This window comes from Methylobacterium persicinum, assembly GCF_022179525.1.
GTDB lineage: Bacteria > Pseudomonadota > Alphaproteobacteria > Rhizobiales > Beijerinckiaceae > Methylobacterium > Methylobacterium persicinum.
The window spans coordinates 1-16,087 of record NZ_BPQX01000075.1 but is presented as its reverse complement, the minus strand read 5'-3'; the positions used below and the strand labels follow the sequence as shown (position 1 = coordinate 16,087).

General features: G+C 70.5%; 14 protein-coding genes. 3 read left to right on the top strand and 11 right to left on the bottom strand.

Annotation, left to right across the window (positions count from 1 at the left end; genetic code table 11):
• The first annotated feature begins 85 nt into the window (after positions 1-85).
• Complete coding sequence (locus MFF22_RS24105) at positions 86-3,430, top strand: hypothetical protein (protein ID WP_238253281.1); 3,345 nt, start codon at positions 86-88, stop codon at positions 3,428-3,430.
• Positions 3,431-3,659: 229 nt separating this feature from the next.
• Here the strand turns inward: MFF22_RS24105 and MFF22_RS24100 are convergent, their stop codons facing one another.
• The 6 genes from MFF22_RS24100 to MFF22_RS24075 all read right to left on the bottom strand — a co-directional run bounded on the left by MFF22_RS24100 (position 3,660) and on the right by MFF22_RS24075 (position 8,781).
• On the bottom strand, positions 3,660-5,099 hold the full coding sequence (locus MFF22_RS24100; RefSeq protein WP_238253280.1) for a pilus assembly protein TadG-related protein: 1,440 nt from the start codon (positions 5,097-5,099) through the stop codon (positions 3,660-3,662).
• Entirely contained in the window at positions 5,084-5,824 is a 741-nt protein-coding gene (locus MFF22_RS24095; protein WP_238253279.1) for a TadE/TadG family type IV pilus assembly protein, read from the bottom strand. Before MFF22_RS24095 ends, MFF22_RS24100 begins: the two co-directional genes overlap by 16 nt.
• Positions 5,824-6,369, bottom strand: a complete 546-nt coding sequence (locus tag MFF22_RS24090) for a TadE/TadG family type IV pilus assembly protein (protein ID WP_238253278.1) — start codon at positions 6,367-6,369, stop codon at positions 5,824-5,826. The genes MFF22_RS24095 and MFF22_RS24090 overlap by 1 nt, the downstream gene beginning before the upstream one ends.
• A gap of 126 nt (positions 6,370-6,495) precedes the next feature.
• Positions 6,496-7,239, bottom strand: a complete 744-nt coding sequence (gene fliP, locus MFF22_RS24085; protein WP_238253277.1) for a flagellar type III secretion system pore protein FliP — start codon at positions 7,237-7,239, stop codon at positions 6,496-6,498.
• 14 nt (positions 7,240-7,253) lie between these two features.
• Entirely contained in the window at positions 7,254-8,315 is a 1,062-nt protein-coding gene (locus MFF22_RS24080; protein ID WP_238253276.1) for a lysylphosphatidylglycerol synthase domain-containing protein, read from the bottom strand.
• A gap of 25 nt (positions 8,316-8,340) precedes the next feature.
• Entirely contained in the window at positions 8,341-8,781 is a 441-nt protein-coding gene (locus MFF22_RS24075; protein WP_238253274.1) for a hypothetical protein, read from the bottom strand.
• 245 nt (positions 8,782-9,026) lie between these two features.
• Between MFF22_RS24075 and MFF22_RS24070 the strand changes: the two genes are divergently transcribed.
• On the top strand, positions 9,027-10,355 hold the full coding sequence (locus MFF22_RS24070) for a KpsE/RkpR family capsule polysaccharide export protein (protein WP_238253272.1): 1,329 nt from the start codon (positions 9,027-9,029) through the stop codon (positions 10,353-10,355).
• Positions 10,356-10,429: 74 nt separating this feature from the next.
• Positions 10,430-10,711 (top strand): hypothetical protein, encoded by a 282-nt coding sequence (locus tag MFF22_RS24065; RefSeq protein WP_238253297.1) that lies wholly within the window; start codon positions 10,430-10,432, stop codon positions 10,709-10,711.
• A gap of 150 nt (positions 10,712-10,861) precedes the next feature.
• Here MFF22_RS24065 and flbD read toward each other — a convergent pair whose 3' ends face one another.
• From flbD to fliF, 5 genes are all read right to left on the bottom strand, one after another.
• Positions 10,862-12,223, bottom strand: coding sequence for a sigma-54-dependent transcriptional regulator FlbD (gene flbD / locus MFF22_RS24060; protein ID WP_238253270.1), 1,362 nt, complete (start codon positions 12,221-12,223; stop codon positions 10,862-10,864).
• Between the two features lie 66 nt (positions 12,224-12,289).
• Positions 12,290-12,622: a flagellar motor switch protein FliN gene (fliN, locus tag MFF22_RS24055; protein WP_238253268.1), complete on the bottom strand. Its 333-nt coding sequence runs from the start codon at positions 12,620-12,622 to the stop codon at positions 12,290-12,292.
• A gap of 12 nt (positions 12,623-12,634) precedes the next feature.
• Positions 12,635-13,237 carry a FliH/SctL family protein gene (locus MFF22_RS24050; RefSeq protein WP_238253265.1) on the bottom strand — a complete coding sequence of 201 codons (603 nt, stop codon included), beginning with the start codon at positions 13,235-13,237 and terminating at the stop codon, positions 12,635-12,637.
• Entirely contained in the window at positions 13,234-14,280 is a 1,047-nt protein-coding gene (locus MFF22_RS24045) for a flagellar motor switch protein FliG (RefSeq protein ID WP_238253264.1), read from the bottom strand. Before MFF22_RS24045 ends, MFF22_RS24050 begins: the two co-directional genes overlap by 4 nt.
• Before the next feature lie 20 nt (positions 14,281-14,300).
• The gene (gene fliF, locus MFF22_RS24040; RefSeq protein WP_238253263.1) at positions 14,301-15,941 is read right to left on the bottom strand and encodes a flagellar basal-body MS-ring/collar protein FliF; all 1,641 of its coding nucleotides are present in this window, start codon (positions 15,939-15,941) and stop codon (positions 14,301-14,303) included.
• Between the last annotated feature and the right edge of the window lie 146 nt (positions 15,942-16,087).

The window sequence follows — 16,087 nt, the reverse complement described above, 5'->3', positions numbered from 1 at the left end:
AATCGGATCTGCTCGGACGATGGGAGCTTTGCGCGGGCGAGAGCGGGGGGACGGCCGTCGGCGATTCCGTTCGCCGCTCCAGGCCATGCCTCTGGCCGCCCTGCTCCTGGCCGCCGGGATCGATCCGGCGCTCGCCGCCCGCCTGATCTCGGCGAAGGGCGCCGAGGCCGAAGGCTATGGCCGCCTGCTGCTGACTTTCGACAAGCCCGTCACCGTCAAGGCGACGGTGTCGGGCGGCGTCCTCATCCTAGGCTACGGCGAGCGCACCACGGCGGGGCCGGAACGGCTCGGCGAGGAGATGCCGGGCTATGTCGCCACCGTCCGACGCGACCCGGACGGGACCGGCCTGCGCCTCGCCCTCCAGCGCCCGGTGCGGGCCAACGTGCAATCCGCCGGAGAGCGGGTCTTCGTGGACCTCCTCCCCGAGAGCTGGAAGGGGTTGCCCCCGCCCCTGCCGCAGGAGGTCGTGGCCGATCTCGCCCGCCGGGCGCAGGCCGCCGAGGAGGCGCTCCGGACACGCAACCCCCTGCCGCCGCCCAAGGCGCTGCCCCTCGAACTCGCCCTCCTGCCGACCCTGACGCGCCTGTCCCTGCGGCTGCCCGACGAGGTGTCCGCCACCCTCACGAACGAGGGGCCGGCCACGCGTCTGCGGATCGCCGGCCGCTTCACCATCGATGCCGGGGGGGTGCGCGGACGGCCCCGGCCGGGCCTCACCTCCCTCGTCACCGATGCCGACGAGGGCTCGGCCACCCTGATCCTCACCCCCGCCGAGGGCTTCACCATCACCGGCGAGCGCGAGGAGGGGCTGTATTCCCTCGACGTCGTGCGCAAGGCCCCGCCCGCGCCTGCTCCCACGACGGCGGTCGAAGTGCCCGCCGGGGACGCGCCGAAGGGCGATGCGAAGGAGCCCCGGAAGGAGGCCGCCACCAAGGACCCCGCTGGCAAGGACCCCGCCGGCAAGGACACGGCCGCCCCGGATGCCGTCCGGGGCCAGGATCGGTCGCCGGCCAGAGCGCCCGCCCCCACGGCCGCGGACGCCGCGCCCACGCGTCCGCCGGGATCCGGGCTGGTCTTCCCGTTCGAACGGTTGCCGCCCGCGGCCCTGTTCGAGCGTGGGGGAATCGCCGTCCTCGCCTTCGAGACCGCCGACGCCGTCACCGTCCCGCCATCCGGCGCGTCGGGCCTGAGCCCCCTGGGGCAGCCCCGGCGCTTCGGCTCCCTCACGGTCCTCCGGTTCGCCGTCCCGGCGGGACGGCTGTTGGACCTCAATGCCGTCGCGGCGCCGGGCGGTCCCGCCTGGGAGCTTTCGGCGGGGGAGAGCCTCAGGCCCAGCACGACCCTGGAGCCGGCCCGCCGTCCGAACCCGTCCGGGCAGGTCGCGGTGGTCGTGGCGCTGCCCCGTCCCGGGGCCACGGGTTGGATTGATCTCGACGGCGAGCGGATCGCCGTGGTGCCGTCCGCCGCCCTTGAGCCGGCGGGCAATCCCAAGACCCGCCGCTTCGTCGATTTCGAGATCCTCCCCAGCCGGCACGGCCTCGCGATCCTGGCGGCGGCCGATGACCTCGCCGTCCGGCCCGATCTCGACGGCGTCTTCATCGCCCGGGAAGGGGGCCTTGCGGCCTCCAATGCGCCCAAGAAGCCGGAGGCCATCCTCGACATGCCCGGCGCCCTGGCCATCGACCGGGCGTCCTGGGAGAAGGCTCGCCTCGGCAACGTGCGCGAGACCCTGCGCGGCCTTCTCAACGCGGCGGCGATGGGCCCGGCGATCGAGCGGGGCCCCGCGCGGATCGCCCTGGCCCGCGCCTCCCTCGCGACCGGCTTCAACGTGGAGGGCCTGACGGCCCTGGAAGCCGCCGCCGCCGACGACCCGCTGACCGGCGACCTGCGCGACACCCAGGTCCTGCGCGGGATCCTGATGGAGCAGATCGGCCGCCATGCCGACGCCCTGAAGGCCCTCTCCGGCACGAACCTCGCTGCGGATCCGGAGGCCGCCCTCTGGCGTGCCGTGGCCTCGGCCGGCCTCGGCGATTGGACCGCCGCGGAACTGGGCTTCCAGAAGACCCTCTCCCTGACCGACCGCTATCCCGCCGACGTCGCCGAGATGCTCCGCGCGACGGCGGCGGAGGCCGCCATCGAGACCGGCGACGCCGAGACGGCGGCGGCCCGGGCGGCCGAAGGGCGCGACCTTCCTCCCCTGATCCGCGACCGGCTCGCCCTCGTCAGGGCCCGGGTGGCCGAGGCGACCGGCCAGAACACGGCCGCCCTCGAGGCCTATGCCAAGCTGGCGGACAACGCGGAACGGCCCGTGGCCGTCGCAGCGGCCCTGCGGGGGGCGCTGCTGGCCCGGGCAATGGGCAAGATCGACACCGCCGCCGCCATCGACCGGCTGGAGCGCCTCGCCCTGCTCTGGCACGGCGGCGCCCTCGACGGCGCCATCAATGCCGGCCTCGCCCGGCTCTATCTCGCCGACGGGCGCTGGCGGCAGGCCTTCACGGCGGTGCGCCGCGCCAACGTCCTCGCCCCGAACTCGTCCGTGTCGCGAGCCCTCACCACGGAGGCGCAGAACGCCTTCGAGGACCTCTATCTCGCGGGCAAGGGCGACAGCCTCCCGGGCGTCTCGGCCGTCGCGCTGTACTTCGACTTCAAGGAGCTGGCGCCCGTCGGCCGCCGGGGCGACGCGGTGGTGCGCCGTCTCGCGGACCGGCTGGTGGGGCTCGATCTGCTCGATTCGGCCGCCAACCTCCTGCAGTACCAAGTGGACAACCGCCTCACCGGTCCGGCCCGGGCCTTCGTGGCGGCGAGGCTGGCGACCGTGCTGCTGATGGACTCGAAGCCCATGCGGGCGCTCTCCGCCCTGGAGGCGACCGACCAGCCCGAACTGCCCGCCGAGTTGCGGCGGGCGCGCTCCCTGGTGCGCGCCAGGGCGCTCTCGGACCTGACGCGCACCGATCTCGCCCTGGAGGCGGTCCAGGACGAGAGCGGGCCAGACGTGGCGCGGCTGCGGGCGGACATCCTCTGGAGCGCGAGGCGGTGGCGGGAGGCCGGGGAGGCGCACGAGGCGCTGCTCGGCGACACGTGGCGGTCCAGCGCACCCCTCGACGAGGCGGCCCGGGGCGATGCCATCCGCGCCGCCATCGCCTACGACCTCGGGGGCGAGCGTCTGGGCCTGGAGCGGCTGAAGGCGAAGTTCTCAGGGCCGATGGCGCTGGGGCCCGATGCCCGGACATTCGCCCTGCTCACGAGCGACGGGGCGACCCGCGCGCCTGGCTTCCGCAGCATCGCCGCGCGGGCCACCAAGGCGGAAACCCTGTCGGCCTTCCTCACCGAGTATCGCAAGCGCTACCCCGAGGCCGCGGTCCCGGATCGGGGAGTCGCGTCCGACGGCAGCCAGAGCCGCGCCGACGCCCCCGCCGCCTCGCCGCCCGGCTAGAGGGTTTTCCGGGACACTTGGATCACGCCATCTCCACGGTGATTGCGAGCGAAGCGAAGCAACCCAGGGATCCGCTCCGTTCCGGGAGGTCCCGCTGGCCCTGGATTGCTTCGCGCCGCTCGCAAAGACGGTCTAAGACGCCTTTTGTGATCCTTCGATTACAGAAAGCGCCCTTGCGGGGGATCCAGATCAAACCGAAAACGCTCGACCCACCCCCTCCGGCCTGCCCTCACTGGGTGATGCGCGCCACCCGCAGGGCCTGGTCGAACATCGCGCTGAGGGCGTTGTTGATGTCGGTCGGGGAGTTGGCGGTGTAGAAGAAGCCGGTCGAGGCGCAGGATTGCAGGGGCGTCGCCAGGGTCGGGCTGAAGCCGTTGACCCTGTTGTTCTCCCAGGCGATGCCGCCGCTGTTGTTGACGAAGCTGATCTGGTTGTACGGGATGTACAGCACGGAGATCGTCGCGCCCGCCGCCTTCAGCGCCGAGCAGGTGCTCGGATCGATCTGCGAAGGCTGCGAACCGTCCCACCATGCATTGCCGTAACCGGAAAATTTCGACGGGTTGCCGGGGTAGGTGTACTTGCCGCTCACCGACGTGAAGAAGTGCTGGCCGTTCTGCATGCCGTCGGTGATCAGGAACACGTAAGGTTTCGGCTGCGACGCGCCGGAGCCGTCGCCGTAGACCGAAATCGTCGACTTCATCTGCGGCATCGAAACCTCGAAATGGGTGCCGCCGCTGCCCGTCCCGGTGCTCGGATCGTTGTTGGTGTAGAGCTGCGTCGAGCCCGTATCGAGCAGGTTCGTGAAGGCCATCGGCCAGGACTGGCTGCACTGCGCCGCGGTGCTCAGGGAGCTGATCGTCCCGGTCAGCGCGGCGAGCGTCGCGAGCTGGTTGATGAACGGGTAGATGCCCACCCTGTACTGGTTCGGCACCAGGGGTGCCGCGGCCCGCTGGAGCAGGTTGCACACCGCGGTGTTCACCGCGTCCGAACGGAGCTGGATCTTGCCCGCCGCCTGCGACCAACCGTTGTAGCCGGGGAAGTGGCAGGCGAACTGGCAGCCCTGCTTGTAGTCCGACCACATGTCGGTGTTCACGGCGGCGAGGGAGGACATGCCGGTTGAGGTGGCGGGCAGGCCCATGGAGCCCGACACGTCCACCATCAGGTAGAAATCGAGGTAGCTCGGCAGGTCCGCCGAAGCGGTGACGGTGTTGGTCAGGGTCGTCGTCGGAGAGCGGAAGATCTTGCCGAAGCTGTTCTGGACCGTCGCGGTGTAGGTGACGGTCGAGGTCAGGGTCTGCCCGCTCCGGGTCACCTGCGGCGTCTGGAGGGTCACGGTGGTGGACGCCACCCGGCCGGCGTTAACGTTGAAGGCGTTGATGCCCTGGTTCACCCCGGCGGTGATGCCGTTCTGCGTGACGTTCGCTTGGTTCGGGTTGGCGCCGATATAGGCCTTGGCGGTCACAACGGCGGCCAGGGCGGCTGCGTCGGCGGCGGCGTTCAGCTTCGACTTGGCGGTGATCGCCGTGCCGTAATCCACCCCGAGTCCGACGAGCCCCACGAGGGGGATCGCGGAGAGCGCGAAGATGATGCTGATGTTACCGCCGCGGGCGGCGGCGAGGGCCGCCCCCCGCCGGGCGAGGCGGCCTGCGTTGGTCAGTAGCCGGGACATTTGGTGGCGATGCCGTCGCTGTTGGTGGTGTCGTAGTTGATGAGGGTGGCGTAGCGCGGCTGCACGTAGGCGGACCGGGCGATCTTGACCGCGGGGACGAAACTCGCGCCGAAGGTCGGGGTGAAGTTAAACACGACGTCGATCACGATCAGCGAGGCCGGGCCGAAGACCGAGCGGGGCAGCGTGAGGCGGGAGGGCGCCGCCGTGTTGTCGGCGGGGATCTGGGCCGGGGTGCAGGGCCGGTAGTTCGTGCCGTAGGGCTGGCTCGTGCCGGTGCTCGTCCAGACGACGTTGGCGGTGTAGCAGGCGCTCAGGTCGGTGGGGTCGTTGCAGGTGCTGTTGGTCTGCGTGAAGGCGATGCTCGCGTAGTTGATCGAGATGTCCTGCCACCACGCAACGTTCTGGCGCTTGGCGTCGCCCATCAGGAAGGGGAAGATCACCAAGGTCGCGTCGAAGCTGAAGTGGAGGTCGGTCGCGTTGACGGTGGCGGTCGAGGAGTTGGTCGGCGGCTTGACCTGCGAGATCATCTGGCTGATCGAGCGCGCGACCTGCCCGACCTTCCGGCTGGCATTGATGTAGAGGACGACTTGGCTCCCCGCGAGCAGGAGCAGCAGCAGGATCGGCAGGATCACGGCGAACTCGATCGCCGCCACGGCCCTCTCGTCCCGGAGGAAGCGGCGCGTCGGGCGGCCGGGCTCCGCGCCCATGCGGGAGGCCGGCGCCATCAGTAGTTCTCGTTCCGGAAGGCCGCGGTCCCGATGGCGAGGTAGGCGGCCTTGCCGTTGAAGGTGGCGCCGCCGCTCAGCATCGCGGCGAAGCCGGATGGCAGGAAGGTGACCGGGTAGATCACCTGGAGGTACTGGTAGGCGCCCTGGGTCCCAAGGGTGAACTGCCCCGAGCCCGGCGAGAGGGGCGGGATCGTCAGCCCGCTGATGTCGGACTTGACGTAGCCGTAGTAGCCGCCCGGCTGGCTCGCCGGCGTGACGACGTAGAGGTTGATCACGAGATTGCTGCACAGCAGGCCCGGGGGCAGCCGGTTGCACACGCCCTGCGTAAAACTGCCCAGCGTGACGGAATTGGCCTGGGCGTTCCCGGTCATGATGTCCCGGGTCGCGGCATTCGCTGCGTAGTCAACGGCCTCGGTGATGTAGAGAATCGCTCCCGCCAGCATGACGAACAGCGTCGTCAGGATGAAGAGCGTACCCACGAGCGCGAACTCTACTGCTGCCGCGCCCCGCCGATCGCCTAGGAGGTTCCTTAGCCTTGCCATGCGCCATCCATGACAGGTGCAGGTTTAAACTCCCTATAATCGATTCATTTTCAGGCGCCTACATTTGCCCGGCAGGGTGAATGCCCCCTTGTATCGAACGATTGTAGCGGCGGCGTCGGGCCGGATTCAGCTGCCGTAGCTCTGGACCAGGGATCCGGCCACCAGCCCCCAGCCGTCCACCAGGACGAAGAAGATCAGCTTGAAGGGCAGGGCCACGGTGGCCGGGGGGACCATCATCATGCCCACCGCCATGAGGACCGAGGCCACGACGAGGTCGATGATCAGGAAGGGGATGAACAGCAGGAACCCGATTTCGAAGGCGCGCCGCAGCTCGGAAATCATGAAGGCGGGGGTGACGATCTCCAGGCCGACATCCTCGGGGCCCTTGGGCACGGGGACCTTGGCGAGGTCGAGGAACAGCTTGAGGTCCTTCTCCCGCACGTTCTTGAGCATGAACGCCTTGAACGGGGCCGAGGCCCGGTCGAAGGCCTGCGCCTGGGTGATGCGCCCGGCGACCAGGGGCTCGATGCCGGCGGTGTAGGCCGCGCGGCCCGTGGGTGCCATGACGAAGGCGGTGAGGAACAGGGCGAGGCTGATGATCACCGCCGTCGGCGGGGCGGTCTGCGTGCCCAGCGCCGAGCGCAGGATCGAGAGCACCACCACGATACGGGTGAAGGCGGTGGCCATCACCAGCACCGAGGGCGCCACCGCCAACACGGTGATAAGCGCGACGAGCTGCAGGGCGCGCTCGGTCGTCCCCCCCGCCCCGAGATCGACGGTGAGGCTCTGGGCGAAGGCCGGGCCCGCCAGGAGAACGGGGAGGAGGCCGGCGAGGGCGGCGATCCGGCGGGGCAGGGATGGCCTGGACATGGGAGGACGAACGATCATCGGGGCGTCGCGGCCGGGCCGATTCCGGTCCGCCGCGCCTCAAGGTTCTGCCAGACCAGCAGGGCCGGGAGGCCCAGCACCACGTCCGGCACGCGCTTGGCCAGAGAGAGGGCGAGCGCCGTGCCGCCATCGATCCCGAACAGGCCGCAGACGAGGACGAAGCCCCCTTCCTGGACGCCGAGCCCGCTCGGGACCAGGAAGGCCGCGGCCTTGATCGCCTGCCCGAGGGATTCGATCACCACCACCTCCGTCAGGTCCACCGGGTGGCCGCCGATGCAGGCGAGGACGATGGCGACCTCGGCCACGCCGAACATCCAGGCCAGGGCATGCAGCCCGCACGATTGCGCGAGGCGGCCGCGCCGGCCCCGGCCCCAGACCGCATCCAGGGCGCCCTGAACCTGCGAACGGGGCTCCGGCCGGGCCTCGGCCTCACGCACGAAGCGCCGGCCGAGGGCGGCGACCTTCTCCTCCAGCACCCGCATCAGCCCCGTGCGCAGCAGGACGAAGAACCCGGCCAGCAGCAGGGCGGCCACCCCCAGGGTCCGGCCGGTCCAGTGCGCGAGTTCCGCCGCCGCCGCGCCCTCGACCTGGCCCACCAGGGCGGCGCCGAGACCGGCGAACAGGGCCAGCGTCCCCACCTGGAACAGCATGTCGGCGAGCACCGAGGCCGCCGCCAGGGCACCCGGCACCCCCCAGAAGGTGAGGAGCCGCGCCCCAAGCACGTCGCCCCCCACCGAGGCCACGGGCAGGAGGACGTTGATGCCCTCGCGCACGAAGCGCAGGACGAGGCAGGAGGAGGCCGGGGCGGGGCTCAACCCGTCGAGCAGCCGGGCCCAGGCGAGGCCGCAGACGAGGATCGCCGCGATCCGTGCCAGCACCACCCCGGCGAGCCCGAGGAAACCGATCTTGCCGAAGGCGACCGCCACGGCGGCGAGGTCGTTGGTCGCCACGAGCCACGCGGCGAGGCCAAGGCCCACCAGCGTGCCGGCCAGCGGGAGCCGGCGCAGGACCGCGTGCCCGATGCGGGCCCGGCGCGACCGGTGCGTTGCGAAATCCAAGGGCCGGGCGTCCTGGGTCGTGGCGTCAGGGGGAGCGGGACGAGTCGTCTCTCGTCCCTTCAGTATCCGCCCCTCCGCCTAGGCGGGCAATGGGGCCGAATTCGGGGAGCAGGGCCGCCCGGGCCCCCTCGCGGCCGGCCCCGGGATCGAGGAGCACAACCCGCCCTGCGGCGAGGCTCGTGCCCGTGGCCACGGCCACCGCCCGCTTCGGACAGGGGCCGAGACAGCCGGACTCGATCACACAGAGCTTGCGCCGCTTGCCCCCGCCCGTGTCCCGGGCGGGCCGAAGATCCTCGTAAGCCTCCTTCAGGAGCTTGCGGACGGCCTTCGCAGGCAGGCCCTGCCGCTTCGCGCATTTGGCGCAGACCACGGCCAGGCCGCCGAACTTGGCCTTCGCCAGCCGGACGGGGCGGACCGCCGGAGTTGCTGCCGGCGTCGGGATTGCCGGTCTCGGATCTGTGGTCATCGCCGGGCGACCCTGGTGGGAAGGGGGCCCGCCCCACGCCGCGGGGGAGGGCGGTGACGCGCGGGGGCCGATGCGGGGGCTGTAGGCGTCCCGGCGCTGCGGCGCAACGCCCGGCCACGGCGGCGCAACGTCCGGGGGAGGTGCCTTAAAAAGGGCCGAAAAGAACGGGATCCCCCTTCAGGACACGGGCCGCCCTCGGCCGGCTCCTCCCCACGGAGCCGACGCAGATCAGGAACAGCGAGCGGATGAGCTTGGACGACGTCAAGGAGGCATCGAAGGAGGATCTGCGCGAGGGTGAAATCGTCGCCTTCGCCCCGCCCGCGATGACCGACCTGCTCCGCGAGGCGGAGACGATCCGGCCCATTCCCCCGAAGCGTGGGGCGCTGGCCCTGCTCCGGTCCGCGGGCACGCAGATCGACTGGCGGCGCCTGCCGGGCCTTCGTCCCGCCCGGGAGGAGGAAGAGGCCAGCTATGCCGGCATGCTGATGCGCCGGATCGGCCTGTTCGTACTCCTGCCGACGGCGGTGGTGGCCGTCTACCTCTTCGTCTTCGCGTCGAACCAGTACGTGGCCTCGGCGCAATTCGCCGTGCGCGGCAACGTCGAGCCGATGGAGCATGCGAGCCTCGGCCAGTTCACGGCGCTGATCCAGAAGCACAACAGCCAGGATGGCTACATCGTCCGCGACTACATCGAGAGTCAGGCGATGGTCGAGGAGCTGGAGAAGAACATCCACATTTCACGGATGTTCTCCCGGCCGGAAGCGGATTTCTACGCCCGCTTCAACCCGAAAGAGCCGATCGAGGAACTCACCAAGTATTGGCGCAAGATGGTCAGCGCCGACATCGACGCGATCTCGGGCGTGATCCGCCTCAACGTGCGCGCCTTCACGCGGGCGGATGCCCTCACCATCGCCAGCGAGGTGGTGACGCGCTCCGAGTTGCTCATCAACGACATCTCGAAGCGCGCCCAGGCCGACATGGTCGCCCAGGCGAAGGCGGATGCCGCGACCGCCGAGGAGCGCCTGCGCAAGGCGCACCTCGCCCTCCAGACCTTCCGCAACAAGTGGGGCCTGATCGACCCGACCAAGACCGCCGAAGGCACGCTGTTGACGTTGACGCTCCTGCGCAAGGAGAAGATCAAGATCGAAGGCGACCTGCAGGTCCTGCGCAGCTCGAACCTGGACGAGCGGTCCCGCTCGATCCAGACCCTGGCGGCCCAGGTCGCCGCCCTGGACCAGCAGATGAAGGGCCTGCAGGACGAGATGACCAGCAGCGGCCCCGGCGCCGAGGGCCAGACGAACCTGACCGAGGCGTTGCTCGCCTATGAAGGTCTCATGGTCGAGCGCACCATCGCCGAAAAGCTGGAGGAATCCGCCCACCTTCTCTACGACCGGGCCCGGATCTCGGCGGCGAAGCAGCAGATCTTCCTGGCGACCTTCGAGCGCCCCGTGCTGCCCATGGAATCCCTCTACCCCGAGCGGTGGCGCACCACCTTCGTGTCGCTGTTCTGCTTCATCGTCGCCTGGAGCTCGTTCACCCTGGTCAAGGCGGGCATCCGGGACCAGCGGGGCTAACGGGCGGATACCGTTTTCTTCCGGGCTGATTTAGAGGAGGGAAGCCCATGATCGCTTCCCCCGCCGCCCCGCCCATGACGGATTTCTCCGCGCTCATCGCGAAGGCGATCAATCCGTCCATGACCCGGGACGAGCGCGAGGGCGTCTACGCGGTGGTCCGCGAGGCGGTCCTGCGGTTGCAGGAGCGCGATGGGCTCGATCCCGCCGACCCCCGCGCCGCCTTCCGGCGCCATATCGTCGAGGAGACGATCCGCGACATCGAGAGCGACGTCGCGCGCTTCGAATCCCTGCGCAAGCTCGATGAGGCCTTCGCCGCGCAGTCCAAGGAGCACAAGGCGCAGTTCTCCGGGCGGTAGGGAGGCTTTCCCGCCTGCTCCCTCCGTCGTCATGGCGAACGGAGTGAAGCAATCCAAGGATGCGCCCCCTTCGGCGGCGTCCCGCCGCCCTGGATTGCTTCGCTCCGCTCGCAATGACGGAGCGGATGTGAAGCCCGGGGGCGGTCGGCCCTACCCGATCGCCGCGCCCGCCCGCGCACTGCCCGGCTCGGCCACTTCCAGGCCCGAAGCGACGTACTCGTTGAGCTTGTTGCGCAGGGTGCGGATGGAGATCCCGAGGATCTTGGCCGCATGGGTGCGGTTGCCCAGGCAATGATCGAGGGTGTCGAGGATCAGGTCGCACTCGACCTCCGCCACCGTGCGGCCGACGAGGCCCCGCGTCACCGCCTCTGCAGCCTGCGCCGCCCGGGCCGCCGGCCCTTCCGGCACCAGGGTCTCGCCGTCCGGGGTGAGGATCGCGTCGGGGCCGATCTCGGAGCCGGAGGCGAGGAGCACCGCCCGGTGGAGGGTGTTCTCCAGCTCGCGCACGTTGCCGCGCCAGGGGTTCTTCAGCATCAGCCCCTGTGCCTCCGCCGAGAGAGGCCGCAAGGGCAGGCCGTTGGACTCGGCATAGCGCCGGGCGAAATGGCCGGCGAGTTCGAGGATGTCGGCGGGCCGCTCGCGGAGTGGCGGCAGGCGCAGGGAGACCACGTTGAGCCGGTAGAGGAGATCCTCCCGGAACGTTCCCTTGCGGACCTCCTCGGCGAGGTTGCGATTGGAGGTGGCGAGCACGCGGATATCCACCTTGACCGGCGCGGTGCCGCCGACCCGGTCGATCACCCGTTCCTGCAGGGCGCGCAGGAGCTTGGCCTGCAGGCGCACGTCCATCTCGGAGATCTCGTCGAGGAGCAGCGTGCCGCCGTTGGCCTCCTCGAACCGGCCGATCCGCCGGGCGATGGCGCCGGTGAAGGCGCCCTTCTCGTGGCCGAACAGTTCCGATTCGAGGAGCGCCTCGGGGATCGCGGCGCAGTTGACGCTGACGAAGGGCTTGGCGGCCCGGTTCGACCGGGCATGCAGGTAGCGGGCGAGCACCTCCTTGCCGGTGCCGCTCTCGCCGGTGATCAGCACCGAGGCCTCCGCCCGGGCGACCTGCTCGGCGAGCTTGACGACCCGGGCCATGGCCGGATCGCGCCAGACGAAGGGGCTCCGGTCGGCGGCCACGGCCTCCAGCACGGCGGCGATCAGCTCGGGGTCGGGCGGAAGGGGGATGTATTCCCGGGCGCCCGCCCGGATGGCGGCCACCGCCGCGTCGGCGTCGGAGGAGACGCCGCAGGCGACGACGGGCGTGCGGATCCGCTCCGCCTCCAGGGCGCCGATGAGCTCCGCCACCGACAGGCCCACATCCACCATCACAAGGTCCGCGCCCTTGATCCGCAGGACGTTGAGGCCCTGGGGCACGCCGTCGGCCTGCGTCACGGACGCGCCGCGGGACATGGCGATCTTCGAGGCGGTGATCAGCTCGCCGTTGAGCCGCCCGATCATCAGGAGCCGCATGGTCTCAATTCCTTCCGCGGTCTTGCAGGGGGGATCCCAGGTGCGTCACGCTCCCGGAACGCCCGGTCATTCGCCCTTGACGATCTCGGTCATCGTCACCCCGAGGCGGTCCTCCACGAGGACCACCTCGCCCCGGGCGACCAGACGGTTGTTGACGTAGACGTCGATCGCCTCGCCGACCTTGCGGTCGAGTTCCAGCACCGTGCCGGGGCCGAGGCGCAGGAGGTCGCCGATGGGCATCCGGGCGGCGCCGAGCACCGCCGAGACCATCACCGGCACGTCGAAGAGCTGTTCCAGGTCGGAGGCGGTCTTGGGCGTCGTCGGTCCTTCGCGGATCGAATCCGACACGAAGCCGCCGTCGTCGTCGCCGAGCTGGGGGAGGTTGAAGTCGTCGGACATGGGCGTTGCGCGCTAGCTGAGGGAGGGGAGGCCGAGGGCCTCGGCCACGGCGGCCTCGATGCGGGCGCGCTCGCGCACGACGCCGCCGTCGGCCCATTCGATCCGGGCGTCGCCCGGTGCGGTATCGGGATCGCCCAGGACGACGAGACGGCCCTCGAAGCCGCGCTCTCGGGCGAGGCGCTTCACCAGGGTCTCGGCCTCCTCCACGAGGCTCTCGTGCACCCGCACGACGAGGTGGGGCACGCCGCGCAGGTGCTGGAGCGCGCTCCGGGCGGCCTCGCCGATCCCCGCCAGGGGCTGCGCATCCAGGGCGTCGCCGGCCACCTTCCGGGCGATGAGCAGGGCGACCTCCACGGCCTGGGTTTCGCGCTCGGCCTCCCGGGCATCGGCGGCGGCCAGGAGCCCGTCGGCGGCCTCCGCGATATGTGCCATCGCCCAGGCGAGGCGCGCAGCCGCCTCGCCCTCGGCCTGGCGGCGTCCCTCCTGCACCCCGCGGGCATGGGCGGCTTGTTCGGCCAGGGCGCTCTCCTGGGCGGCCCGCGCCTCCTCCGCGCTCGGCTTCGGCCGGCGGAAGTCGGTGTCGAACAGGAACGGCGTCTTCGCGGCGGCGCTCAATAGACCAGCTCCTCCTCGGCGCTGTTCTTGGCGATCATGATCTCACCCTTCTCGGAGAGGTCCTTGGCGATCTCGGTCATCTTGGCCTGGGCCTCGTCGACGTCCTTCAGGCGCACGGGGCCCAGCGCCTGCATCTCGTCCGTGAGGTTCTTGGCGGCGCGGGTGGACATCTGGCCCATGAAGAAGGCCCGCGTCCGCTCGTTGGCGCCCTTCAGGGCCCGGCACAGGGTGTCGGGCTCGACCTTGCGCAGCAGGGTCTGCACGCTGCCCGGATCGAGCTTGAGCAGATCCTCGAAGGTGAACATCAGCTCGCGGATGCGCTTGGCCGAGCCGCGGTTGGCCTGGTCCAGGGCCGCCAGGAAGCGGCCTTCGGTCTGGCGGTCGAAGGCGTTGAACACGTCGGCCATCATCTCGTGGGCGTCACGCCGCTGGGTCTGGGCGATGGTCGAGACGAACTCGACGCGCAAGGTCTCCTCGATGTGGCGCAGGGCCTCCTTCTGCACGGTCTCCATCCGCAGCATGCGGTTGAGGACGTCGATGGCGAACTCCTCCGGCAGGATGGTCAGAACCTTGGCGGCGTAGTCGGCCCGCACCCGGGAGAGCACGACCGCCACGGTCTGCGGGTATTCGTTGCGCAGGAACGAAGCCAGGATCTCGGGGTCCACCTGGGCGATGGACGCCCAGACCCGCCGCCCCGAAGCGCCCTTGATCTCCGCCATGATCAGGGAGACCTGCTCTGTCGGGAAGATCTTGAGTAGGAGCGCCTCGGTGCGCTCGAAGTTGGACGAGATGCCGCCGCTGTTGCCGAGCTTCGTGACGAACTCGATGATCAGCTTCTCGACGGTCCGCACCTCCAGCGCACCGAGCTGCACCATCGCGGCGCTGACCTTCTTGACCTCTTCCTCCTCGAGGGCCTGCCAGATCGGCGCGCCCTCGGCCTCGCCGAGCATGAGCAGCAGGGCAGCGGCCCGCTGCGGGCCCGGGAGCTGCGCTCCGCCCTCGTCTTTTCCCGCCGGTATCTGAACGCCGAGTCCCGCCGCCATCGTCCGCCCTCAGCCTCCGCTCAGTCCTCGTTGATCCATGAGCGCAGCACCTCGACCGTCTCGTTCGGGCTTGCGCGCACCATGTCCACGACTCGCTGCACCGTTTCCGCTTGTACCTGACCATTGATCTTGGCGAATTCCATCAGGCGCGTGGCCGGGTTGTCGCGCTCCACCACGGTGACGGTGCTGTTCGGCCCCGCGAGCGTGATCGTCGCCCCGGAGGGCAGCATGTCCCCGGCCCCCGCGCCTGCTGCCGCCGCCTCGGGGAGGGGGGCCAGCACCTGCTTCACCAAGGGGCGCACCACGGTCATCAGGACGATGAGGGTCAGGATGCCGAGCACGGCGAGTTCGCCGAACCGCATCACGTCCTCCTTGGACGGCGACAGGATCGACTGCACGAGCCCCTGCTCCTCGAATTGCGGCGGGGCGTTGGGCCCTTCGGCGAATCGCAGGTTCACCACTTCGATCTGGTCGCCTCGGGCCTTGTCGAAGCCCACCGCGCTGCGCACCAGGGCGGTGATGCGCTCGAGTTCCGCCGGCTGGCGGGGGGCGTAGATCGGCTTGCCGTCGGGCCCCGTGGTGTAGACGCCGTCGACCACCACCGCCACTGAGAGCCGCTTGATCCGGCCGCCCTCGGCGACCTCCGTCTTGGTAACGCGGGAGATCTCGTAGTTCGTGGTCTCCTCGTTCTTGTTGGTGGCATCTTTCTGCGCGGGGGCCTTCTCGCCGCCGTTGGCACCCGGCAGCTCGTTGCCGACGCTGGTGGCCCCCTCGGCGCCGCCGGTGAGGGAGGATTCCGTCCGGGTCTGGGTGGAGCGCACCACCCGGCTCTCGGGATCGAAGGTCTCGGAGCGGCTTTCGGTCCTGTTCAGGTCGAGTTCGGCGTTGACCTGAACCCGGGCCCGGCCCGCGCCGACGATGCCGGCCACCACGTCCTCGACCTGCGAGCGCAGGCGCTTCTCAAGGCCGAGCTGCCGGTCCTCCATCGCCGCCGCGCCTTCCTGGTCGGCGCCCCGGGCGCCGTCCGCCAGGAGCCGCCCGCGCTCGTCCACGATGGAGACCCGGTCAGGCCGCAATCCCTCCACCGCGGAGGCCACGAGGTGCCGGATGGCCCGGACCTGCCCCGGATCGAGGTCTCCCAACAGCTTCACCACGATCGCCGCGGAGGGCATCTCCCGGTCGCGCTCGAACAGGCGCCGTTCCGGCAGGACGAGGTGGACCCGGGCGGCCTGGACCCGGCCGATGGCCCGGATGGAGCGGGCGAGCTCCCCTTCGAGCGCCCGCAGGTGGTTCACGTTCTGGACGAAGTTCGTGGAGGAGAACGCGTCGCCCTTGTCAAAGATCTCGTAGCCGACGCCCGCCTGGCTGGGCAGGCCCTTGCCGGCGAGGTCCATGCGCAGGCGCGGCAGGTCGGCCCGGGGCGCCAGGATGGTCTGCCCGGTATCGCCCTTGGTCTCGTAGCGGATGCCCCGGGCGTCGAGGTCGCGGATGACGGCGGCCGAATCCTGCATCGACAGGTCGGAGAACAGCACGCCCATGTCGGGGCGCGAGACCCGCAGGATGATGAAGGCGAAGAAGCCGATGAGCGTCAGCGTCACAGCCGCCATCGCGGCGAGCCGGGCCGGGCCGAGCTTCGTAACGAGATCGATGATCGGCTTCACGGGAGTTACGCTCGGGACGCGGGTGGGCCAGGAAGGGGCCACTCGGCAGAAATTGCCCGGTTTGTGGTTAGCGCACCGTTAATGCCCGTCGCCATCGGCGCCTCTCCTGACGCAAAAGCCGCGCGCGGGGACACCGCGCGCGGCTT

What these genes read in the sequence shown, in the direction of transcription:
- MFF22_RS24105 (WP_238253281.1), top strand. Translation starts at nt 86, where the DNA reads ATGCCTCTGGCCGCCCTGCTCCTGGCCGCCGGGATCGATCCGGCGCTC.
- MFF22_RS24100 (WP_238253280.1), bottom strand. Translation starts at nt 5,099, where the DNA reads ATGTCCCGGCTACTGACCAACGCAGGCCGCCTCGCCCGGCGGGGGGCG.
- MFF22_RS24095 (WP_238253279.1), bottom strand. Translation starts at nt 5,824, where the DNA reads ATGGCGCCGGCCTCCCGCATGGGCGCGGAGCCCGGCCGCCCGACGCGC.
- MFF22_RS24090 (WP_238253278.1), bottom strand. Translation starts at nt 6,369, where the DNA reads ATGGCAAGGCTAAGGAACCTCCTAGGCGATCGGCGGGGCGCGGCAGCA.
- fliP (WP_238253277.1), bottom strand. Translation starts at nt 7,239, where the DNA reads ATGTCCAGGCCATCCCTGCCCCGCCGGATCGCCGCCCTCGCCGGCCTC.
- MFF22_RS24075 (WP_238253274.1), bottom strand. Translation starts at nt 8,781, where the DNA reads ATGACCACAGATCCGAGACCGGCAATCCCGACGCCGGCAGCAACTCCG.
- MFF22_RS24070 (WP_238253272.1), top strand. Translation starts at nt 9,027, where the DNA reads ATGAGCTTGGACGACGTCAAGGAGGCATCGAAGGAGGATCTGCGCGAG.
- MFF22_RS24065 (WP_238253297.1), top strand. Translation starts at nt 10,430, where the DNA reads ATGACGGATTTCTCCGCGCTCATCGCGAAGGCGATCAATCCGTCCATG.
- flbD (WP_238253270.1), bottom strand. Translation starts at nt 12,223, where the DNA reads ATGCGGCTCCTGATGATCGGGCGGCTCAACGGCGAGCTGATCACCGCC.
- fliN (WP_238253268.1), bottom strand. Translation starts at nt 12,622, where the DNA reads ATGTCCGACGACTTCAACCTCCCCCAGCTCGGCGACGACGACGGCGGC.
- MFF22_RS24045 (WP_238253264.1), bottom strand. Translation starts at nt 14,280, where the DNA reads ATGGCGGCGGGACTCGGCGTTCAGATACCGGCGGGAAAAGACGAGGGC.